This window comes from Streptomyces sp. NBC_01232 (genome assembly GCF_035989885.1).
In the GTDB taxonomy this organism is placed as follows: Bacteria; Actinomycetota; Actinomycetes; order Streptomycetales; family Streptomycetaceae; genus Streptomyces.
The window spans coordinates 3,528,859-3,547,883 of the sequence record NZ_CP108518.1; the positions used below are offsets into that span (position 1 = coordinate 3,528,859).

A 19,025-nucleotide genomic window follows, 5' to 3' on the forward strand; every position below is an offset into this window, starting at 1 on the left:
ACTGCCTCTCGGTGGGCGGCTCGGTGGACTCGTTCACTTGCCGAAGGCCATCAGGAGCTTCTCCTCCTTGTTCTCGCCGATCAGCCGGGGGACGGAGAGGAAGAGCCGCCCGTCCCCGTAGGCGACGCTCTCGGAGGTCAGGAAGGAAGCCTCGAGCCGTGCGGAGGTGCCCGAGGGAAGCTTCAGCAGCGTCTGGGGCTCGCCTCCGCCGCCCGGGAACGAGACGACCTCGCCGGGCTGGTCGGCCACGGAGGCGCGGTAGGCGGTCAGCCGGCCGTCCGCGGCCCTGAGCGGGATGAGGACCTTCTTGTCGCCGGCCTTGGTGCGCCACTTGACCTTGCCCGTGCCGAGGTCGAAGGCGACGATCTCGCTGCCGGTGGACTTGTCCGCGGACTGGAGGTAGAGGGTGTCCGCGTCGACGTTGGAGTCCCCGCAGTGCTGCAGGCCCTCGGTCGTGCTGCTGCCGCCGCAGTTGACCAGGAAGCTGCCTTCACCGGAGAGCGTGCTGCGCTTCTGTCCCTTGTCGTCGAGGACGAGGATCGCGCGCTGCTTGGTGTCGCGGTTGCCGGTGTCGATCACGGTGGGGCTGACCGAGTAGACGGCGTTGACCTGGTAGCCCTTGGGCAGGCGGTAGCTCCAGGTCTTCTTGCCGGTGTTCGGGTCGGCGTCCTGGATCTCGATGGTCCGGTCGTCGTCCATGCAGAGGGCCGTGGCGATCATCTTGTTGTTGTCCGCGGCGTACGTCATGGGCTTGCAGCCATCGGGGCCCGCGTCGGAGAAGAGCTTGTCGCCGGTGCTCAGTCGGTGGGCGCTCTGGCCCCCCATCCAGCCGAGGGCGAAGGTGTCGCCGCTGAGGCTGACCGTGGTGTCGGAGGCGGTCTTGAACGGCCCCTCCATGACGAGCTCCTTCGTCCAGCCCTCCTTGCCGGCCTTGAGGTCGATGAGCTTGATCTGGTTGCAGTTGCCGTCGGCGTTCTTGACGACCATGACGGTCTTGCCGTCTGGGGTGGTCTGACCGGTGATTCCGCAGATCTCCGTGCGGAGATCGATCTTCCACTTCTCCTTGCCGTCGGTCGTCCCGTAGCCGATGACGGACTTGTCGACGGTCTTGACGACGGTGTCGCCGACGACCCACAGGCCCTTGGCCGGGATACCGGCACCCGGGCCCTCCATCTTGACGGTCTTCAGCCAGAGGGCCTTGTCCTCACCCGGCTTGCGGCCCGCGTTGAGGTCGGTCGGGATGTTGCTCCCGTGGCCGATGGGGTCGTCCCTTTCCGTCGAGGCCGAGGGTGCGGGCTTGCCGTCGGCGGGCGCCGGGCTCTGCGCGACGGGCCCCTTCGCGGCGGGCTTCCCGTCGTCACCGAGCAGGAAGTAGCCGCCGGCACCGAGTACGAGGACCCCCGCGACCGCGGCCGCGATCAGGACCACTGCCTTGCGCCGGCCGGGCCGCGGCCCGACGGGGGGCGTGCCGGGCGACGTCGGGAACCCGTGCACGCCGCCGGACACGGGCGGCTGGGTGACGGTCGGGGGCTGCTGGGCGTACGGGTTGGGGCCCTGCGGGGGCAACCCGTATCCCGGTTGCGGAGGACCGGGCAAGTGGCCGTAGCCGGAGGGCGTCGGCGGCTGGGGCGGCTCGGTCATCAGCGCATACCTTCGGCGTCAGGCGGCAAGTCGGGTGTGGAACGACCCTTTCTACCACTCGTGGCCGACATGCGACGGGCCGGTCCGACCCCTGTTCCCAAGGGCGGACCGGCCCGTGACGTGGTCGTTATCCGACCGGGCGGTGCTCAAATCTGTCCGGACTCACGCGTCTTCGGCCAACTCCAGCCAGCGCATCTCCAAATCGTCGCGGTCCGCGAGGAGTTCGCGGAGCTCCGCGTCGAGCTTGGCCACCTTGTCGTAATCGGTGGAGTTCTCGGCGATCTGGGCGTGCAGGTTGCCCTCGCGGTCGGACAGCTTGTTCAGCTGCCGCTCGATCTTCTGGAGCTCCTTCTTCGCGGCGCGCGAGTCCCCCGAGGCGGTGGACTTCGCGGCGGCGGAGGCCTGAGCGGGCGCCGGGGCGGCCGCCTCGATCATCCGCTGCCGGCGCTCCAGGTACTCGTCCAGACCGCGCGGCAGCATCCGCAGGCTCGCGTCGCCGAGCAGCGCCATCACCGTGTCGGTGGTGCGCTCGATGAAGAACCGGTCGTGGGAGATCACGATCATCGAGCCGGGCCAGCCGTCGAGGAGGTCCTCCAGCTGGGTCAGGGTCTCGATGTCGAGGTCGTTGGTGGGCTCGTCGAGGAAGAGGACGTTGGGCTCGTCCATCAGCAGGCGCAGGATCTGCAGGCGGCGCCGCTCACCACCGGAGAGGTCGCCGACGGGCGTCCACTGCTTCTCCTTGGTGAAGCCGAACTGCTCGCAGAGCTGGCCCGCCGTCATCTCGCGGCCCTTGCCGAGGTCGACGCGGTCGCGGACGCGCTGGACGGCCTCCAGGACCCGCAGGGACGGGTCGAGTTCACCGACCTCCTGGGAGAGGTAGGCCAGCTTGACGGTCTTTCCGACGATGACCCGGCCGGCCGCGGGCTGGACCTCGCCCTGGGTACGGGCGGCCTCGGCGAGGGCGCGCAGCAGGGAGGTCTTGCCTGCGCCGTTGACGCCGACGAGGCCGACGCGGTCGCCGGGACCCAGGTGCCAGGTGAGGTGCTTGAGCAGTTCCTTCGGCCCGGCGTGGACGCTGACGTCCTCCAGGTCGAAGACCGTCTTGCCGAGGCGGGCGTTGGCGAACTTCATCAGCTCGGAGGTGTCGCGCGGCGGCGGCACGTCGGCGATCAGCTCATTGGCCGCCTCGATGCGGTAGCGCGGCTTGGAGGTCCGGGCGGGGGCGCCGCGGCGCAGCCAGGCCAGCTCCTTGCGCATCAGGTTCTGCCGCTTGGACTCCTCGGTGGCTGCGATGCGGTCGCGCTCGGCGCGGGCGAAGACGTAGTCGCTGTAGCCGCCCTCGTACTCGTGCACGTCACCGCGCTGCACGTCCCACATGCGGGTGCAGACCTGGTCGAGGAACCACCGGTCGTGGGTGACGCAGACGAGCGCGGAGCGGCGCTCCTGGAGGTGCTTGGCCAGCCAGGAAATGCCCTCGACGTCGAGGTGGTTGGTGGGCTCGTCGAGGATCAGGAGGTCCTGGTCGGCGATGAGGAGCTTGGCGAGGGCGATCCGGCGGCGCTCGCCGCCGGAGAGCGGGCCGATGACGGTGTCGAGGCCCTGGCCGAAGCCGGGCAGGTCGAGGCCGCCGAAGAGTCCGGTCAGGACGTCACGGATCTTGGCGTTGCCGGCCCACTCGTGGTCGGCCATGTCCCCGATGATCTCGTGGCGGACGGTCGCCCGGGGGTCGAGGGAGTCGTGCTGGGTGAGGACGCCCATCTGCAGGCCGCCGGACTGGGTGACCCGGCCGGTGTCGGGTTCCTCCAGCTTGGCGAGCATCCGGATGAGGGTGGTCTTGCCGTCGCCGTTGCGGCCGACCACGCCGATCCGGTCCCCCTCGGACACGCCGAGGGAGATGCCGTCCAGCAGGGTACGTGTGCCGTACACCTTGCTGACTGCCTCGACATTGACCAGATTGACGGCCATCAGACGCGCTCCAGGGAAAGGGTGTGGATCAGCCCCTCAGCCTAACCCTCCGGGCAGGGGCAGACCGTTCTACGAGATACCAGCCGCCCAGTGCCATCGCGATCGCGGCCGGAGCGGTGACGGGAAGGGCGATCAGCGTGGCGCTGTGCCCGTCGAGCAGGCCGCCGAGGCCGGTCATGGACAGACCCAGGATCCCGAGCAGGCACAGGGTGATCCCGAGGGCGGCGAGCGGGCCGCCGGTGCGCCGTGCGGGGGCGGGGGCGCTCGGCCGGGGCGCCTCGAAGCGGCGGAACAGCGCGACGAGCACGCCCGTCAGCCCGGCCGCGGCGAGGATCCGTACCGGGACCTGCGCCCACCAGGCGGCCGTCGCGGGCTCCGGCAGGCCGAGGCCGAGCGCGAGCTGGGCCCCGTACACGCCGAGCATGGCGGTGAGGTGCCACAGGAAGGCGGTCATGGCGAGGCCGTTGGCCGCGACGACCCCGCGCCAGACGCGCGGACGGCGCAGCCAGGCGGAGGCGGGCCCGGCCGCCAGCTGGACGGCGCCGACGAGCCACAGGCCGTGGCAGAGCAGGGCCAGGGTGGGCGGGGCCATGTTGGAGACCTTCTCGCCGGGCATCCCGACCATGGACAGCGGGTACGGGCCGTACGCCACCAGCAGGGCGGCCGAGGCGAGTCCGGCGGCGGCGAGCACGGCCGGCCGGCGGATGCGGCCGTCGGCGCGCAGGAAGCCGAGCTGGTGGACGGCGAGCCAGACGAAGGCGAAGTTCAGGAACTCCACGTACGGGACGCCGAGCGCGAAGCGCAGTACGTCGACCAGCGCGGCGGCCCCGGCCAGGGCGGCGAAGGCGGCCCAGCCGTGGCGCTCGTGCAGCTTCAGCAGCGGCGGGGTGAAGGCGACCATGGCCAGGTAGATCCCGATGAACCACAGCGGCTGGGTGACCAGCCGCAGCGCGGCCCCGGTCAGCGCACCGCCGCCCCGGCCGGCGAGCTGCACGGCGAGCGCGAGCACGGCCCACACCAGGACGAAGACGAGGGTGGGGCGCAGCAGCCGCTGGAGCCGGGCCCGCAGGAAGACGGCGTAGACGGGGCCGTCGGTGCGGCGGGCCAGGGAGCGGTAGGACAGGGCGTGCGAGAAGCCGCCGACGAAGAAGAAGACGGGCATGATCTGCAGCCCCCAGGTGAGCACCTGGAGCGCGGGAACGAGGGCGAGCAGGTTCCCTATCCCGTCGGCGCTGACGGCGGCCATCAGCCAGTGTCCGGCGATGACGGTGCCGAGCGAGGCGACGCGCAGCAGGTCGACGTACCGGTCGCGGTCGGCGGGGGTGGCGTCGGCCAGGGCCCGTGCGGTGGCTGTCATGCGACTACGGTCGCTCCCGCGGGGTGTCTCCCGACAGGGGGCGGATACTCAACTCCGGCCTAGGTATTGCCACTACCGGGGCTCCGCCCCCGTGCCCCGCGCCTCAATCGCCGGCGCGGCTGGGATTTCAGCCCCGCCGGCGTTTGAGGCGCGGGGGTCCGGGGGCAGCGCCCCCGGCAGCGGACCCGCAGGGTCAGGACGGCAGGACCGTGGCCCCGGGGGCCGGGCTGGACGCCACGCGAGTGGCCCGGCAGGTGCCGGAGGCCTCGAGCGCGGCCGCAACCTTGGCGGCGGTTTCCTCGTCCGCAACGAGGAACGCCGTGGTCGGCCCCGAGCCCGAGACCAGCGCGGCGAGCGCACCGCCGTCGACACCCGCGGCCAAGGTGTCCGACAGCGACGGCCGCAGCGAAAGGGCCGCCGCCTGGAGGTCATTGGCCAGTACGGCCGCCAGCGCGTCCGCGTCGCCCGAGGCCAGGGCCGCCAGCAGCGCCGGCGAGGCCTGCGGCTCGGGGATCCGCTTCCCCGCCGCCTCGGCCAGCCGGTCGAACTCGCGGAACACCGCCGGCGTGGACAGCCCGCCGTCGGCCACCGCGAAGACCCAGTGGAACGCCCCGGCCTCCACCGGCGTCAGCAGCTCACCGCGGCCCGTGCCGAGCGCGGCCCCGCCGACCAGGCTGAAGGGGACGTCGCTGCCGAGCTCCGCGCACATGTCGAGGAGTTCGGCGAGCGGGGTGCCGAGGCCCCACAGGGTGTCGCAGGCCAGCAGGGCCGCGGCGCCGTCCGCGCTGCCGCCCGCCATGCCGCCCGCGACCGGGATGTTCTTCGCGATGTGGAGGTGGACGGCGGGTTCGATCCCGGCCCGGGCCGCGAGGATCTCGGCGGCGCGCGCCGCGAGATTGGTGCGGTCCAGCGGGACCTGGCCGGCGTCGGGACCCTCACAGGTGATGGTCAGGGCATCGGCCGGGGTGGCCGTGACCTCGTCGAAGAGGGAGACGGCGAGGAAGACGTTGGCCAGGTCGTGGAAGCCGTCGGGGCGGGCGGCGCCCACCGCCAGCTGTACGTTGACCTTCGCGGGGACCCGTACGGTCACGGCCGCCCGGCGCGCGCTCACAGTGCGGGCCTCTCCGCCGCGGGCTTGTGCTCGGCGATCGCCGCGAACTCCTCGACCGTCAGGGACTCCCCGCGGGCCTGCGGCGAGACACCGGCGGCGACCAGCGCGGCCTCCGCGCCCGCCGCCGATCCGGCCCAGCCGGCCAGCGCGGCGCGCAGCGTCTTGCGGCGCTGGGCGAAGGCGGCGTCCACGACCGCGAAGACCTCGGCCTTGGTGGCGGTGGTCTTGATCGGCTCGGTGCGGCGCACCAGCGAGACCAGACCGGAGTCGACGTTCGGGGCGGGCCAGAAGACCTTGCGGCCGATGGCGCCGGCGCGCTTGACGTGTGCGTACCAGTTGGCCTTGACGGAGGGCACCCCGTAGACCTTGTTGCCCGGCTCGGCGGCCAGCCGGTCGGCGACCTCCGCCTGCACCATCACGAGCGTCCGCTCGATGGTCGGGAAGCGGTCGAGCATGGTCAGCAGGACGGGCACGGCCACGTTGTACGGCAGGTTCGCGACGAGTGCGGTCGGCGGGGGGCCGGGCAGCTCGGTCACCAGCATCGCGTCGGAGTGGACCAGCGCGAAGCGGTCCTTCTTCGCGGGCATCCGGGCCTCGATGGTGGCGGGCAGCGCGGCGGCCAGGATGTCGTCGATCTCGACGGCGACGACCCGGTCGGCGGCCTCCAGCAGCGCGAGCGTCAGCGAGCCCAGTCCCGGGCCGACCTCGACGACCACGTCGTCCGGGCGCACCTCGGCGGTGCGCACGATCCGGCGCACCGTGTTGGCGTCGATGACGAAGTTCTGCCCCTTCTGCTTCGTCGGGCGTACGCCGAGGGCGGCGGCCAGCTCCCTGATGTCGGCCGGCCCGAGGAGGGCGTCGGGCGCGGCGGGGGAGGTGTTCTCGGTGTTCTCGGGCTGCTGCTCTGCGGTGCTCACCGGTAAAGCCTACGGCCGCAGTGCGGCCACGGGCTCGCCCCCCGTTGCACGTAGAGCTTCTTCGCCCGGTACGTCTGTTCCGTGCCCGAGGCGTCCTGCGGGCGGCCGCTGCCGCCGAGGCCCTGCCAGGTACGGACGTCGAACTGGTACAGCCCGCCGTAGGTGCCCGAGGGGTCGGTGGCGGAGGCGCGTCCGCCGGACTCGCACTGGGCGAGGGCCCCCCAGTCGAGGCCGTCGGCGCCGGCGACGGAGCTCGGCAGCGCTCTGGTGCCGACCTTGACGAGCTGGGTGACGGGCTCGCGGACGACCTCGTCGGCGATGGGCCGGGGCTTCTGCCGGACTCCGTTGACGGTGCGCAGGCTGTACGTGACCCTGCGCGCGCCGGGGCGGCCGGCGCGCTCGACGACCTCGGTCCCGGCGAACAGCCCGGGGTCCTTGACCTTCTCGGTCCCGTACGGGATGCGCTCCTCGCGGACCTCGCGGGTGCCGGTGATCCGCAGCACGGTGACGGTCTGGCCGTCGCGCGGGAAGGCGGTGGGGGGTACGGAGGTGGTGTCCTGGCCCTGGAGGGTGATGCCCGCCTGGTCCAGGGCCTCCTGGACGGTGGCGGCGTTGGTGCGGATGGTGCGTTCGCGGCCGTCGGCCATGAAGGTGACGCTGCGTTCGGTGCGGACGCTGAGGGCCAGACCGGCTCGCGGGACGGGGGCCGTGCGGGGGGTGGAGAGGTAGGCGCCCTCGGCGCGGATGCCGAACTGCCGCAGGGCGCCCTCGACGGTGCGGGCCGTGGTCCACACCTGGCGCTGCTGCCCGTCGAGGGTCAGGCGCAGGGGGCGGCCGTAGCGGACGACGACCTCCTCGCCGTCGTCGAGGGGTTCGCCGGGGGCGGGTGCGACGAGGTCGTGGGGGCCGACGCCGAGGCCTTCGGAGGCCAGCAGTTCGCCGATGTCGTCGGCGAAGGTGTGGAGGTTGCGCGGGACGCCGTCCACGGTGAGCCGTACGGACTTGTCCGCGGCCACGAAGGCCGTGGTGCCGCCCGCGAGGAAGGCGACGACGAGGGCCTGCGGGACGATCCGCCGCCAGTTCGTGCCGGGGGCCTGGGCGGGGGCGCCGCGGGCGCGCCGGCGGCCGGACCCGGAGCCCGGTACCGCGGGGGCGACCGGTACCGGCGGGGCGACGGGCGCGGGCGGGGCCGCGGGGCTCGCGGCCCGGCGGCGGCCCGGGCCGGGCGCGGCGGGCGCCCCGGCCAGGGTGTCGGCCTCGGACAGCTCGAGCGGCGACATGCCGGTCCGGCGGCGGCGCCCGCCGCGCGGGGCCGGGACCGCGGGCTCCGGGTCCCACGCGGCGGGACCGGGATCGCCCGGACCGGACGGCCGGGCCGGAGGCCCGGCCTCGTACGCCTCGTACGCCTGGGCCTCGTACGCCTCGGGGACGGGACCGCCACGGCGGTGACTGCCCTGCGTATCGCTCACGACGCTCGCTCCACTGGTGATCCGGCACCCTCTGGTGCGGGCACGGCACCCTAGCGGAGGAGTCGTCACGCTCCAAAGTCGCGCAGCTACACAGCGTGTCGGAGTGGGCGCGGGGTCAGTAGCCGAAGGCGCGGGCCGTGTTGGCCGCCAGCGCGGTGGCCATCGCGTCCTCGTCGATGCCGCGGACGGCGGCCATCGCGCGGACGGTCAGCGGAATGAGGTACGGGGCGTTGGGCCGTCCGCGGTACGGCGCCGGGGTGAGGTAGGGCGCGTCCGTCTCGACGAGCACGAGTTCCAGCGGGGCCACGGCGAGGGCCTCGCGCAGCGGCTGGGCGTTCTTGAAGGTGACGGTCCCTGCGAAGGACATGTAGTACCCGGCGGCGGCGCACTCGCGGGCCATGTCGGCGTCCCCGGAGTAGCAGTGGAAGACGGTCCGCTCCGGGGCGCCCTCCTCGCGCAGGACGCGCAGCACGTCCGCGTGGGCGTCCCGGTCGTGGATGACCAGTGCCTTGCCCTGCCGCTTGGCGATCTCGATGTGCGCGCGGAAGGAACGCTCCTGGGCGGCCATGCCCTCCGGCCCGGTGCGGAAATAGTCCAGTCCGGTCTCGCCGACCGCCTTGACGTGGTCGAGCGCGGCCAGCGCCTCGATCTCGGCGAGCGCCTCGTCCAGCGCGGCCTCGCCGCCGCCCGGCCGGGCGCCCTGCCGCGACCATCCGTCGGGATCCCCGAGCACGATCCGCGGGGCTTCGTTCGGGTGGAGGGCGACGGCCGCGTGGACGTTCTCGTACTGCGCCGCGGTCTCGGCGGCCCACCGGGAGCCCTTCACGTCGCAGCCCACCTGGACGACGGTGGTCACGCCCACCGAGGCGGCCTTGGCGAGGCCCTCCTCGACGGTGCCCGACTGCATGTCCAGGTGGGTGTGGGAGTCCGCGACCGCCACCCGGAGGGGTTCGGGCAGCGGCGGCGGTGCGTCCTTGGGCTGCGTCTTCTCCACGCGTGTGCTCATACGGCCGATCTTATGACCGGCGGAAGAGCCCCTTCAGACGGGAGAGCAGGCCCCGGCGTTCGGCGGCCGGGTCGACGGCCACCGGCCCCGGGGCATCGTGCGTCCTGGCCGGCCGGCGGGGCTTGGGCGCCCGGGGGACGTTCACGCCGGCCGGCACCGGTCCGGCGATCCCGGGGGCGATCTGGTGGTGGTAGAGGTGGTCGATCATGCCCATCACCGAGGAGACCTGCCCTGCCCGCATGATCCGTACGACGTGTCCGCCGCAGTTCAGGCAGGTCGGGTTGGACAGCGGGGAGGGCACCCGCTCGCCGTCGACCTTGTACATGATGAACGGCTCGCCCCTGCCGTCGACATGGTGCTCGATCGCGTACGCCTGCTCCCAGCCGTACCCGCACTTCATGCACGCGAAGGAGTAGGCCTCGTGCACGGTGTGCACGTCGGAGGCGGTCACAGCGACAGGGACTGCGGCGGCGGGGACGGGTACCGGGGTGTCTGCGATCTCACTCATGCCAGCTCCTCTTGTTCCACTGGTGCCATTGCCAGTGGACGCCTCAACGGGCGGGAGCGCATCAGGCCCTGTCTACTGTTGGACGGTCCTTGGGCGAGTCATTCCGAAAGTGCCCGGTGCGCGGTCTGAGCTTTGCCTTTCAGGTTAGCTCTTTACCTGTCTACGGCACCTTTTGTGCCGCGTTCTTTGCCGCGACCACCGCGTCGAACACCGCGCGCTTGGGTACGCCCGCCTCGGCCGCGACCGCCGCGATGGCTTCCTTGCGCCGCTCACCGGCCTCCTCGCGCACCCGCACCCTGCGCACGAGCTCCTCGTCGTCCACATCGCCGGGCACGGCCGCCGGGGCGCCCTCGACCACGACGGTGATCTCCCCGCGCACCCCTTCGGCGGCCCAGGCCGCGAGCTCGCCGAGCCCGCCGCGCTTGACCTCCTCATAGGTCTTGGTCAGCTCGCGGCAGACGGCGGCCCGCCGGTCGGCCCCGAAGACCTCGGCCATCGCGGCCAGGGTGTCGTCGAGCCGGTGCGGGGCCTCGAAGTAGACGAGCGTGCGCCGCTCGCCCTCGACCTCGCGCAGCCGGCCCAGGCGCTCCCCCGCCTTGCGCGGCAGGAACCCCTCGAAGCAGAACCGGTCCACCGGCAGCCCGGACATGGCGAGCGCGGTGAGCACCGCGGACGGCCCGGGGACGGCCGTGACCTTGATGTCCTTCTCCACGGCGGCGGCGACGAGCCGGTAGCCGGGGTCGGAGACCGAGGGCATGCCCGCGTCCGTCACCAGCAGCACGCGCGCCCCGCCGGCCAGGGCCTCCACCAGCTCCGGGGTGCGCGCCGACTCGTTTCCCTCGAAGTACGAGAGGACGCGCCCGGTGGTATGCACGCCGAGCCCCTGGGTGAGCCGGCGCAGCCGCCGGGTGTCCTCGGCGGCGATCACATCGGCCCGCTCCAGCTCGGCCGCGAGGCGCGGCGGCGCGTCCGTGAGATCGCCGATGGGGGTGCCGGCGAGCACGAGCGTGCCCATCAGGCCTCCGGCCGTGGCTGCAGTTGTGGTGGGCTCCGTACCGCGGGGCTGGTCAGTTGTCACCCGCCCATCCTCTCAGCCCGGTGCCCCGACGCCCCCCGCCGCTGGTGGCGCACACAGATCTCTTCCCTACGATGTGCCGGTGACCAGTACCGCGACGCCGCCGCCCAGCCCCGCGGGGGCCCCGCCCGCCTCCTGGGCGGGACGCGAAGATGAGCCGCCCACCTGGCTGCGCCGGCTGCGCGGCTTCGGCTACGTGCCGCCCGCCGCCGCGTCCGCGCGCGCGGACGTCCGCACCCGCCTGGTGCCCCCGTACACCCGGCCGTCCAAGCAGCTGTGGATGACCTTCGGGCTGCCGCCCGAGGTGTGGGGGACCTGGCAGCGGATCGTCTCGTGGGTGGGGCCGCTGCTGGTGGCGGCGGTCGCCGGGGTGCTGCGGTTCGTGCACCTGGGCAGCCCGAAGGCGGTGATATTCGACGAGACGTACTACGCCAAGGACGCCTGGGCCACGATCAAGCAGGGCTACGAGGCCAGCTGGCCCAAGGACATCGACAAGTCGATCCTCGCCAACCCGGCCGGGGTCGCCCTCCCGGCGGATCCGGGCTACGTCGTGCACCCGCCCGTCGGCAAATGGGTGATCGGGCTGGGCGAGTGGATGTTCGGCTTCACGCCCTTCGGCTGGCGGTTCATGACCGCCGTGCTCGGCACCCTGTCGGTGCTGATGCTGTGCCGGATCGGCCGCCGCCTCTTCCGCTCGACCTTCCTGGGCTGCCTGGCGGGAGCGCTGCTCGCGGTGGACGGCCTGCACCTGGTGATGAGCCGCACCGCGCTGCTCGACCTGGTGCTGATGTTCTTCGTGCTCGCCGCCTTCGGGGCCCTGCTGATCGACCGTGACCGGGCCCGGGCCCGGCTCGCCGACGCGCTGCCGGTCGATCCGGAGGGCCGGACCGGACCCGACGCGAGGATCGCCGAGACCCTGCGGCTGGGGTGGCGGCCGTACCGGATCCTGGCGGGCGTCTGTCTGGGTCTGGCCGCGGGCACGAAGTGGAACGGCTTCGTCGTCCTCGCCTTCTTCGGCATCCTGACCGTGCTGTGGGACGCCGCCGCGCGCCGCACCGCGGGCGCGGGAGCCCCGTACGCCGCGATGCTGCGGCGCGACGCGCTGCCCGCCTTCGTGTCCACCGTCCCGGTCGCGATCGTGACGTACGTGGCCTCGTGGTCGGGCTGGATCTTCAGCCCGGACAACGGCAAGGGCGGCTACCTGCGCGACTGGGCCGCCAAGCACGACCAGGGCAGTTCGCTCGGGTTCCTGCCGGAGTGGCTGCGCAGCCTGTGGCACTACGAGACCGAGGTCTACAACTTCCACGTCGGCCTGACCTCGGGGCACACCTACGAGTCCAACCCGTGGAGCTGGCTGGTCCTGGGCCGGCCCGTCTCCTACTTCTACGAGTCCCCCGAGCCGGGCACGGACGGCTGCCCGGCGACGCAGGCCGGCAAGTGCGCCCGAGAGGTCCTGGCCCTCGGCACCCCGCTGCTGTGGTGGGCGGGCTGCTTCGCGCTGCTGTACGTGCTGTGGCGGTGGTTCTTCCGCCGCGACTGGCGGGCGGGCGCGATCGCGTGCGGGCTGGCGGCGGGTCTGCTGCCCTGGTTCAACTACCAGGAGCGGACGATCTTCTACTTCTACGCCGTGGTCTTCGTCCCGTACCTGTGCCTGGCGGTGGCGATGATGATCGGCGCCCTGCTGGGCCCGGCCGGATCGAGCGAACGCCGACGGGCGCTGGGCGCGATCGGAGCGGGGGTGCTGGTCCTGCTGATCGCCTGGAACTTCATCTACTTCTGGCCCATCTACACGGGCCAGACCCTCCCGATGGACTCCTGGCGCGGCCGCATGTGGCTGGACACCTGGGTCTAGCAGCGAAAACGGCGGGCCCGGCACCTTTTGGTGCCGGGCCCGTCGTGGTTATCGGTGGTGGTCGCCGGCCGTCGTGGGCTGCCCCCCGACGGCCCACAGACGGCCCAAGACCTCCGTCAGGCTCAAAGCCCCGACCGTGGGTACGTTGGTGTGGGGGCGTGCGCAACCCACTAGAAGATCCATCCGGCGAATCAGTGGTTAATCCACTACGGGTAGAGGCGCCGCCGGCCGTGGAGCGAACGATCTGCTCTTCGACACCGCTATTGCTAGCGGGCAAATGTCTCACTCCCTGTGGAGGGAAATATGACTAACTCTGCGGGTTTTTCAAGCTCATCGGTAACCGCCCAGTCGTGGGAACCCTATTTCGAGGACGGCCGCGAGACGGGGGAGATTCACTGGCTCGTCAAGGCGGAAGAGGGCCAGATGTCAGGGCTGTGGAGGATCGGCCCCGCGGAGGGTGCGGAGTTCCCCTACAAGCCGGCGGCCACGGACACGTTCCACGTGATCGAGGGTGAGGCCGAGCTGGAGACCCCGGACGGCGAGAAGATCGAGCTCGCGGCCGGGGGCATCTATTCCTTCCCTGCCGGATTCACGGGCACCTGGAGAACCCGGTCGCCGTTCATGAAGTTCTTCGTCGTGGGCTGAGAACAGGTGCTGGACGCAGCGCGATACTTGCGTCGGCGTGCCCCCAGGAAATGAACCGAGAAGACACGAGTTTCAGGCAGAGCGTGGCGCGCGATCGGCTGCCGCCCATTCCCGGATAGTGGCTCGCGAGTCAGGCCGGACGAGGTAAGGGAGCAGATCGTGGGGACGTCAGATTCTGAAGTGGATGTCGTGATCGTAGGCGGCGGTTTCGCCGGCGTGACGGCCGCGCGTGAATTGTCGGCGCGCGGGCGTCGGGCGGTGCTGGTCGAGGCGCGTGACCGTCTGGGCGGCCGGACCTACACGAAGGACCACGACGGGCATCCGATGGAGTTCGGCGGCACGTGGGTCCACCCTCTGCAGCCGCACGTGTGGTCGGAGGTCGACCGGTACGCGGTCGAGACAGAGACGTTCCCGGTGCTGGAGGGGCTGCGGCAGGCGGTCGTCTCCGACGGCAGCGTCGTGGACCTGTCCGACGAGGACGTCGAGCGGGCGCTGGAGGCGTTCGACGAGTTCTGCGCCCCGGGTATGAGCCTCTTCCCGGAGCCCTTCCTGGAAACGGTGAGTTCGGACCCGGACGGCCTGGGCGGGCGGTCGATGCGCGACCTGCTCGACTCCTTCAAGGCCGAGCCGGTGCTGCATGACTGGGTGGAGGGGATGTGCTGCCTGGTCGCGTTCGGTCCCCTCGAGAAGTCCGGCGCCTCCGAGATCTTCCGGTGCCACGCCCTGGCCGGGTACAGCGCGGCGCAGGCCATGGCCGCCCTGTCGCAGACGAAGCTGGTCAAGGGGACACGCGAGCTGATCAACTCCATTGCCGGGCAGGCCACCCTGGCCGACATCCGCCTCAACTCGCCTGTGCAGCGTGTCATCCAGAGCGGTGACGGGGTGCGGGTCGAGCTGGAGAACGGCGAGGCCGTCAGCGCGCCGACCGCGCTGATCGCGCTGCCGATGAACGTGCTGAACAGTGTGAAGTTCGAACCTGAGCTGTCCGAGATCAAGAGGATCGCGTCGGCCGACCGGCACGCGGGTGCCGGCAGGAAGTGCTTCGTCCGCGTCAAGGGCGACATCGGCAACGTGAGCATCGTGGCCCCCGAGGCCCATGCGGTGAACTTCGTGGTCACCTACACCCACGACTCGGAAGGCTCGTGGCTGATCGTGTTCTCCGCCAACCCGGACAAGCTGCAGATGAGCCAGTTCGACGACGTCCAGGGCATGCAGACAGCGCTGCAGCCGCTCCTGCCGGGCGTCGAGGTGGAGAGCATCGTCGGCTGGGACTGGGCCGGCGACCCGCTCGCGCTCGGCACGTGGTGCATCTTCAGGCCGGGGCAACTGGCGAAGGTGCTGCCGGACCTGCGCACCACCGAGGGCCGGCTGTTCTTCGCGGGCGCCGACTCGGCGACCGTGTGGCGCGGTTTCATCGACGGGGCGATCGAGAGCGGCTACCGCTCCGCCCGCGACATCGACACCTACCTGACCAGCTGATCACCGGCGGCGGCGCCTGCTTCGGGCGCCGCCGCCGTGATCCGGCTACGGGTCCTCGGTGACGGTCAGGGCGGAGGGGGCGAGCACCCACAGCAGGGCCCGGCCGGTGAGTGGCGTGGTGGCGATGAGGGAGAGGTAGACCTCGGCCACCGATCCGTCGCCCCGCAGCACGTCGAGGTCGCCGGACAGCCGCGACAGCAGGAGCAGGGCGATGTCGACGATGAGCCATGAGGCCAGGTTGGCGCCGATCCACCACTTCCAGCGTGTGGTGACCTTGCGCAGGACGAACGACTGCGACAGGCCGAGCAGGGGCCCCAGGGCCAGGCTCTGGCTGGCGGCCAGGAGATAGGCCATCGACACGTCCTGGTCGGATTTCTGGGCGCCGATCACCGCAGGCATGATCACCAGCAGCCAGGCGAGCAGCGCCGGGCCGATGTTGGACGTCACCCACGCCTTGCGGGCAATGTCCACCCGCTCCCGCACGACCAGCCACTGCAACGTGCCGAGGACACCCCCGAACAGCACGGCTCCCAGTGTCGCGATCACCAGAGCCACCACCACGTGACCACTGGCAAGGCGCAGGTGCAGCACGTCACTGCCCAGCAGCGCCAGCGCGACACCCACGCTCAGGACGATGACGAACGCGATCGAGTTGTACGCGATCCACCGCCAGTACAGCCGGACCTCCCACCCACTCGACGCCGGCACCCCACGAGCAGAACCAGAAGCGGTCATCGCCCACTCCTACCGTGTCACCGGCCGCCCGCAGCGTAGACCCACTGATCAGCCCGCACGGCAAGGGTTTCAGGTGTCGCTTGGCAACGTCAGAGACGTCTACTGCTGGCCGATCTACACGGGCCAGACCCTCCCCATGGACTCCTGGCGCGGCCGCATGTGGCTGGACACCTGGGTCTAGCAGCCAGAACGAGGGCCCCGATGCCGGACGGCGTCGGGGCCTTCGTCGTCGGGGCTAGCGGGACGCCTCGCATGCCGAGGCCGCTACGTCCTTGCTCGCGCCTGCTTCGGCGAGGCTGGCGCTGCAGCTGGTCTGGTTGCCGATCGCCCCCTGGTAGCACGCCTCGGCCACGCCGCCGGTGACCTTCGCAGCGTGCTTGGCGACGTACTGCTCGCAGGCCTGTACGTCCGCCTGGGCGGACGGGGCGGCGACGACCACGCCGCCGACCGCGAGGGCCAGGCCTGCCAGGATGCTGGGGATTCGAGCCGACGGACGCATGCGGATGCACCTGCTCTCTCGGTCGGTCACGCGGTCCGCCGGCGCGCCGGACCGCGGGCGGGGTCGGCGGCGTGGAGCAGGCACTCCGGGGGCGAGCGGCTCGACGCATCGGCCTTCCCCCGCCCTTCCGACGCTAGAACACGGCACCGGAGCACGCACGTTCGGACCGGGCGGGCCCGCGGGCGCCTCAGGCCGACGGCAGGCCGAGCGTGACCGGCCCGAAGCCGGCCGGCAGCCGGCGCACGGCCAGGGCCGCGGCCTCGGGCGCCGTGGTGAACTCGCCCAGGTCCGGGGTGATGAAGCCGGTGCCCACCCCGTACGTGCCGTCGTCACCCGTGGTCAGGCACGGGCTGCCGAGCGTCAGGCTCGGGCGGGTGGTGGGCGAGAAGCGCAGCGCCCAGTGGCTCGTGAACGGGTAGAGAGCGCGCAGGGCCGGCTCGGCGTACGCCGCCTCGACCAGGGCCAGGTAATGCTCCTGCCAGGAGTACTCCAGCTCGCGCGCCCCCCGGAGCAAGCCCTGCCACTCCGACTCCACCAGGCGGACGGGATCGAGGTCGGGCACCTCGAAGCGGCCCGTCAGGTGCACGAACGGGGCCGCCCGGCGGATGTCGTCGAGGGACTCGCCGTGGTGCCAGGCCCGGGCCGCCGCGGCGACCTGGGCCAGATCGTCCGTGTCCCCGTCGATGAGGCACGAGCCCTGGAACGGTTCCTCGCCGCGGATCGACCAGCGCCGCCCGTACTCCCATGCGCTGATCCGCAGCGGCTCGCGGTGCGCCGGCGTGCTCGCGACGCTCGCGTGCAGCAGCGGACCGGAGCCGGGCGAGGCCGGGAGAACGAAGTCGAGGCCGCCTTCCGCCGCCGCTCGGAGCGCCGCGGCGAGGCTGCCGCGGGCCGCGACGTCGGGGTACAGGACGGCGGGATCGGGAGGTGTGGGCACAGCTCCTGATTGTGCCCGGTCCGCGGGCCGGGATCCTCGCCGGATGTCCCGGTCCGGTAACAACGACGTACCGGATCGCTGCTCAGAGTAAAGTCCGCACCAAGGGTTCTTTGAACATGTTCAGGAGCCGTCGTCATGGGGGAAGGACTCAAGTGAACGGGGCAGCGAAGGGTGCCGTCATCGGCGGGGTGTTCCTCGCCCTGGTCGGCGGCGCCGGGTACGGGGTGTACGCGCTGGTCGGTGACGCCGACGGAGACGGAGACGGCAAGGACGGCGAGACCTCCGTCCAGACCGCGAAGGGCAGCGGGCCGGTCGGCGAGAAGGACGCCGCGAAGACCGCCAAGGCCTTCCTGGCCGCCTGGGCGGCCGGGGACGAGCGGGTGGCCGCCGACCTGACGAACAACGCCGCGGCCGCGCAGGCCGCGATCGGGGACTTCACGGCCAAGTCGTACGTGTCCAAGGCCGTGATCACCCCCGGCACGCCGAACGGCACCGTCGTGCCGTTCAAGGTCGAGGCCGAGATCACGTACGAGGGCACGACCAAGCCTCTGGCCTACGACTCCCAGCTGACCGTGGTGCGTGGGGTGACCAGCGGAAAGCCGCTGGTCGACTGGCAGCCCTCGGTGATCCACCCGCAGCTCCAGAAGGACGAGAAGCTGCGCGCGGGCGCCTCGGCGAACCCGCCGGTCAAGGCGGTCGACCGCAACGGCGAGGAGCTCACCGCGGACAAGTACCCCTCGCTGCGCCAGGTCCTGGACGAGCTGCGCCAGAACTACGGCAGCAAGGCGGGCGGCAGGGCGGGGGCCGAGGTGTGGATCGAACCGGCCGCGAAGGACGCTCCCAAGCGGACCTTGCTGACCCTCGTCGAGGGCGAGCCGAGCACCCTCAAGACCTACCTGGACGCGAAGGTGCAGGCCGCGGCCGAGCAGGCGGTCGCCAAGTTCCCGGAGGCCTCGGTGGTCGCCGTCCAGCCGAGCAACGGGCACATCCTGGCCGTCGCGAACAACCGCAGGGACGGCTTCAACGCGGCGATGCGGGGCACCCGGGCGCCCGGATCCACGATGAAGATCGTGACGGCGGCGATGCTGATGGACCGCGGCCTGGTCGCCGCGGACAAGCCGGCGGAGTGCGCGAAGACGGTGACCTGGGGCCGTGAGTTTCACAACCTGGAAAACTTCTACCTGCCGGCCGGCACCAACTTCGCGACCTCGTTCGCCCGCTCCTGCAACACCGCCTTCATCAAGCAGATCAAGCCCGTCAACGACGACGCCGCGCTGCCGGACGAGGCCAAGGAAGTCTTCGGCATCGGCCTGGACTGGAAGACCGGCATCCAGTCCACCGACGGCAAGGTCCCGCCGGCCACGGGCGCGGCGGCGGCCGCCGAGTACATCGGCCAGGGCCAGATCACCATGAACCCGCTGAACGTCGCGTCCATCACCGCGACGGCACGCACCGGCATCTTCCGCCAGCCCGTGCTGGTCTCGCCGGAGCTCGACGGCCGCAAGCTCGCCACGGCCGAGCGCCGGATGAAGTCCTCGGTGCAGCAGCAGCTGGTCGCCATGATGAAGCTGACGGCCACCAGCGGCACCGCCCAGACGGCGATGGCCTCGGTCCGCGGCTCGGACAAGGGCGCCAAGACCGGCTCGGCGGAGGTCGGCGGTGCCGGGGAGAGCCCGGACAGCTGGTTCACCGGCTTCAGGGGCGACGTGGCCGCGGCCGCGATGGTGGAGGGCGGCGGCCACGGCGGTGAGGCGGCGGGCCCGGTCGTCGCCCAAGTGCTGAACGCGGGCTGAGGACGGACTGAAGGCGGACTGAAGGCGGGCCGACCG

At 71.9% G+C, this 19,025-nt stretch carries 16 protein-coding genes; 4 read left to right on the forward strand and 12 right to left on the reverse strand.

The genetic code is table 11. The annotated features are described in order from the left end of the window. Positions 1-33 precede the first annotated feature (33 nt). The 9 genes from OG444_RS16225 to rsmI all read right to left on the reverse strand — a co-directional run bounded on the left by OG444_RS16225 (position 34) and on the right by rsmI (position 10,989). Positions 34-1,641, reverse strand: coding sequence for an outer membrane protein assembly factor BamB family protein (locus OG444_RS16225; protein WP_327262850.1), 1,608 nt, complete (start codon positions 1,639-1,641; stop codon positions 34-36). A gap of 162 nt (positions 1,642-1,803) precedes the next feature. After that, positions 1,804-3,606, reverse strand: coding sequence for an ABC-F family ATP-binding cassette domain-containing protein (locus tag OG444_RS16230; protein ID WP_327262851.1), 1,803 nt, complete (start codon positions 3,604-3,606; stop codon positions 1,804-1,806). Between the two features lie 28 nt (positions 3,607-3,634). Next, entirely contained in the window at positions 3,635-4,963 is a 1,329-nt protein-coding gene (locus OG444_RS16235; RefSeq protein WP_327262852.1) for an acyltransferase family protein, read from the reverse strand. Between the two features lie 193 nt (positions 4,964-5,156). Then, positions 5,157-6,074 carry a 4-(cytidine 5'-diphospho)-2-C-methyl-D-erythritol kinase gene (locus tag OG444_RS16240; RefSeq protein ID WP_327262853.1) on the reverse strand — a complete coding sequence of 306 codons (918 nt, stop codon included), beginning with the start codon at positions 6,072-6,074 and terminating at the stop codon, positions 5,157-5,159. Next, complete coding sequence (rsmA, locus tag OG444_RS16245; RefSeq protein ID WP_327262854.1) at positions 6,071-6,991, reverse strand: 16S rRNA (adenine(1518)-N(6)/adenine(1519)-N(6))-dimethyltransferase RsmA; 921 nt, start codon at positions 6,989-6,991, stop codon at positions 6,071-6,073. The genes OG444_RS16240 and rsmA overlap by 4 nt, the downstream gene beginning before the upstream one ends. After that, on the reverse strand, positions 6,988-8,460 hold the full coding sequence (locus OG444_RS16250) for a ubiquitin-like domain-containing protein (protein ID WP_327262855.1): 1,473 nt from the start codon (positions 8,458-8,460) through the stop codon (positions 6,988-6,990). Before OG444_RS16250 ends, rsmA begins: the two co-directional genes overlap by 4 nt. 115 nt (positions 8,461-8,575) lie before the next feature. After that, positions 8,576-9,466: a TatD family hydrolase gene (locus OG444_RS16255; RefSeq protein WP_327262856.1), complete on the reverse strand. Its 891-nt coding sequence runs from the start codon at positions 9,464-9,466 to the stop codon at positions 8,576-8,578. 10 nt (positions 9,467-9,476) lie between these two features. Continuing rightward, positions 9,477-9,974 carry a hypothetical protein gene (locus OG444_RS16260; protein WP_442810535.1) on the reverse strand — a complete coding sequence of 166 codons (498 nt, stop codon included), beginning with the start codon at positions 9,972-9,974 and terminating at the stop codon, positions 9,477-9,479. 160 nt (positions 9,975-10,134) lie between these two features. Continuing rightward, on the reverse strand, positions 10,135-10,989 hold the full coding sequence (rsmI, locus tag OG444_RS16265; protein WP_327266807.1) for a 16S rRNA (cytidine(1402)-2'-O)-methyltransferase: 855 nt from the start codon (positions 10,987-10,989) through the stop codon (positions 10,135-10,137). A 142-nt stretch (positions 10,990-11,131) separates the two neighbouring features. Here rsmI and OG444_RS16270 point away from each other — a divergent pair, with 142 nt between their 5' ends. The 3 genes from OG444_RS16270 to OG444_RS16280 all read left to right on the forward strand — a co-directional run bounded on the left by OG444_RS16270 (position 11,132) and on the right by OG444_RS16280 (position 15,025). Next, on the forward strand, positions 11,132-12,901 hold the full coding sequence (locus OG444_RS16270) for a dolichyl-phosphate-mannose--protein mannosyltransferase (protein WP_405789224.1): 1,770 nt from the start codon (positions 11,132-11,134) through the stop codon (positions 12,899-12,901). Positions 12,902-13,324: 423 nt separating this feature from the next. After that, positions 13,325-13,546 carry a cupin domain-containing protein gene (locus OG444_RS16275; protein WP_327262857.1) on the forward strand — a complete coding sequence of 74 codons (222 nt, stop codon included), beginning with the start codon at positions 13,325-13,327 and terminating at the stop codon, positions 13,544-13,546. 180 nt (positions 13,547-13,726) lie between these two features. Beyond that, on the forward strand, positions 13,727-15,025 hold the full coding sequence (locus OG444_RS16280) for a flavin monoamine oxidase family protein (RefSeq protein ID WP_327262858.1): 1,299 nt from the start codon (positions 13,727-13,729) through the stop codon (positions 15,023-15,025). A gap of 45 nt (positions 15,026-15,070) precedes the next feature. Here OG444_RS16280 and OG444_RS16285 read toward each other — a convergent pair whose 3' ends face one another. From OG444_RS16285 to OG444_RS16295, 3 genes are all read right to left on the reverse strand, one after another. Further along, the gene (locus OG444_RS16285) at positions 15,071-15,733 is read right to left on the reverse strand and encodes a hypothetical protein (RefSeq protein ID WP_327262859.1); all 663 of its coding nucleotides are present in this window, start codon (positions 15,731-15,733) and stop codon (positions 15,071-15,073) included. 262 nt (positions 15,734-15,995) lie between these two features. Then, positions 15,996-16,259: a hypothetical protein gene (locus tag OG444_RS16290; protein WP_327262860.1), complete on the reverse strand. Its 264-nt coding sequence runs from the start codon at positions 16,257-16,259 to the stop codon at positions 15,996-15,998. 187 nt (positions 16,260-16,446) lie between these two features. Further along, the gene (locus tag OG444_RS16295) at positions 16,447-17,196 is read right to left on the reverse strand and encodes a DUF6193 family natural product biosynthesis protein (RefSeq protein WP_327262861.1); all 750 of its coding nucleotides are present in this window, start codon (positions 17,194-17,196) and stop codon (positions 16,447-16,449) included. Between the two features lie 152 nt (positions 17,197-17,348). Here OG444_RS16295 and OG444_RS16300 point away from each other — a divergent pair, with 152 nt between their 5' ends. Next, positions 17,349-18,989 carry a penicillin-binding transpeptidase domain-containing protein gene (locus OG444_RS16300; RefSeq protein ID WP_327262862.1) on the forward strand — a complete coding sequence of 547 codons (1,641 nt, stop codon included), beginning with the start codon at positions 17,349-17,351 and terminating at the stop codon, positions 18,987-18,989. The last annotated feature ends 36 nt before the right edge of the window (positions 18,990-19,025 follow it).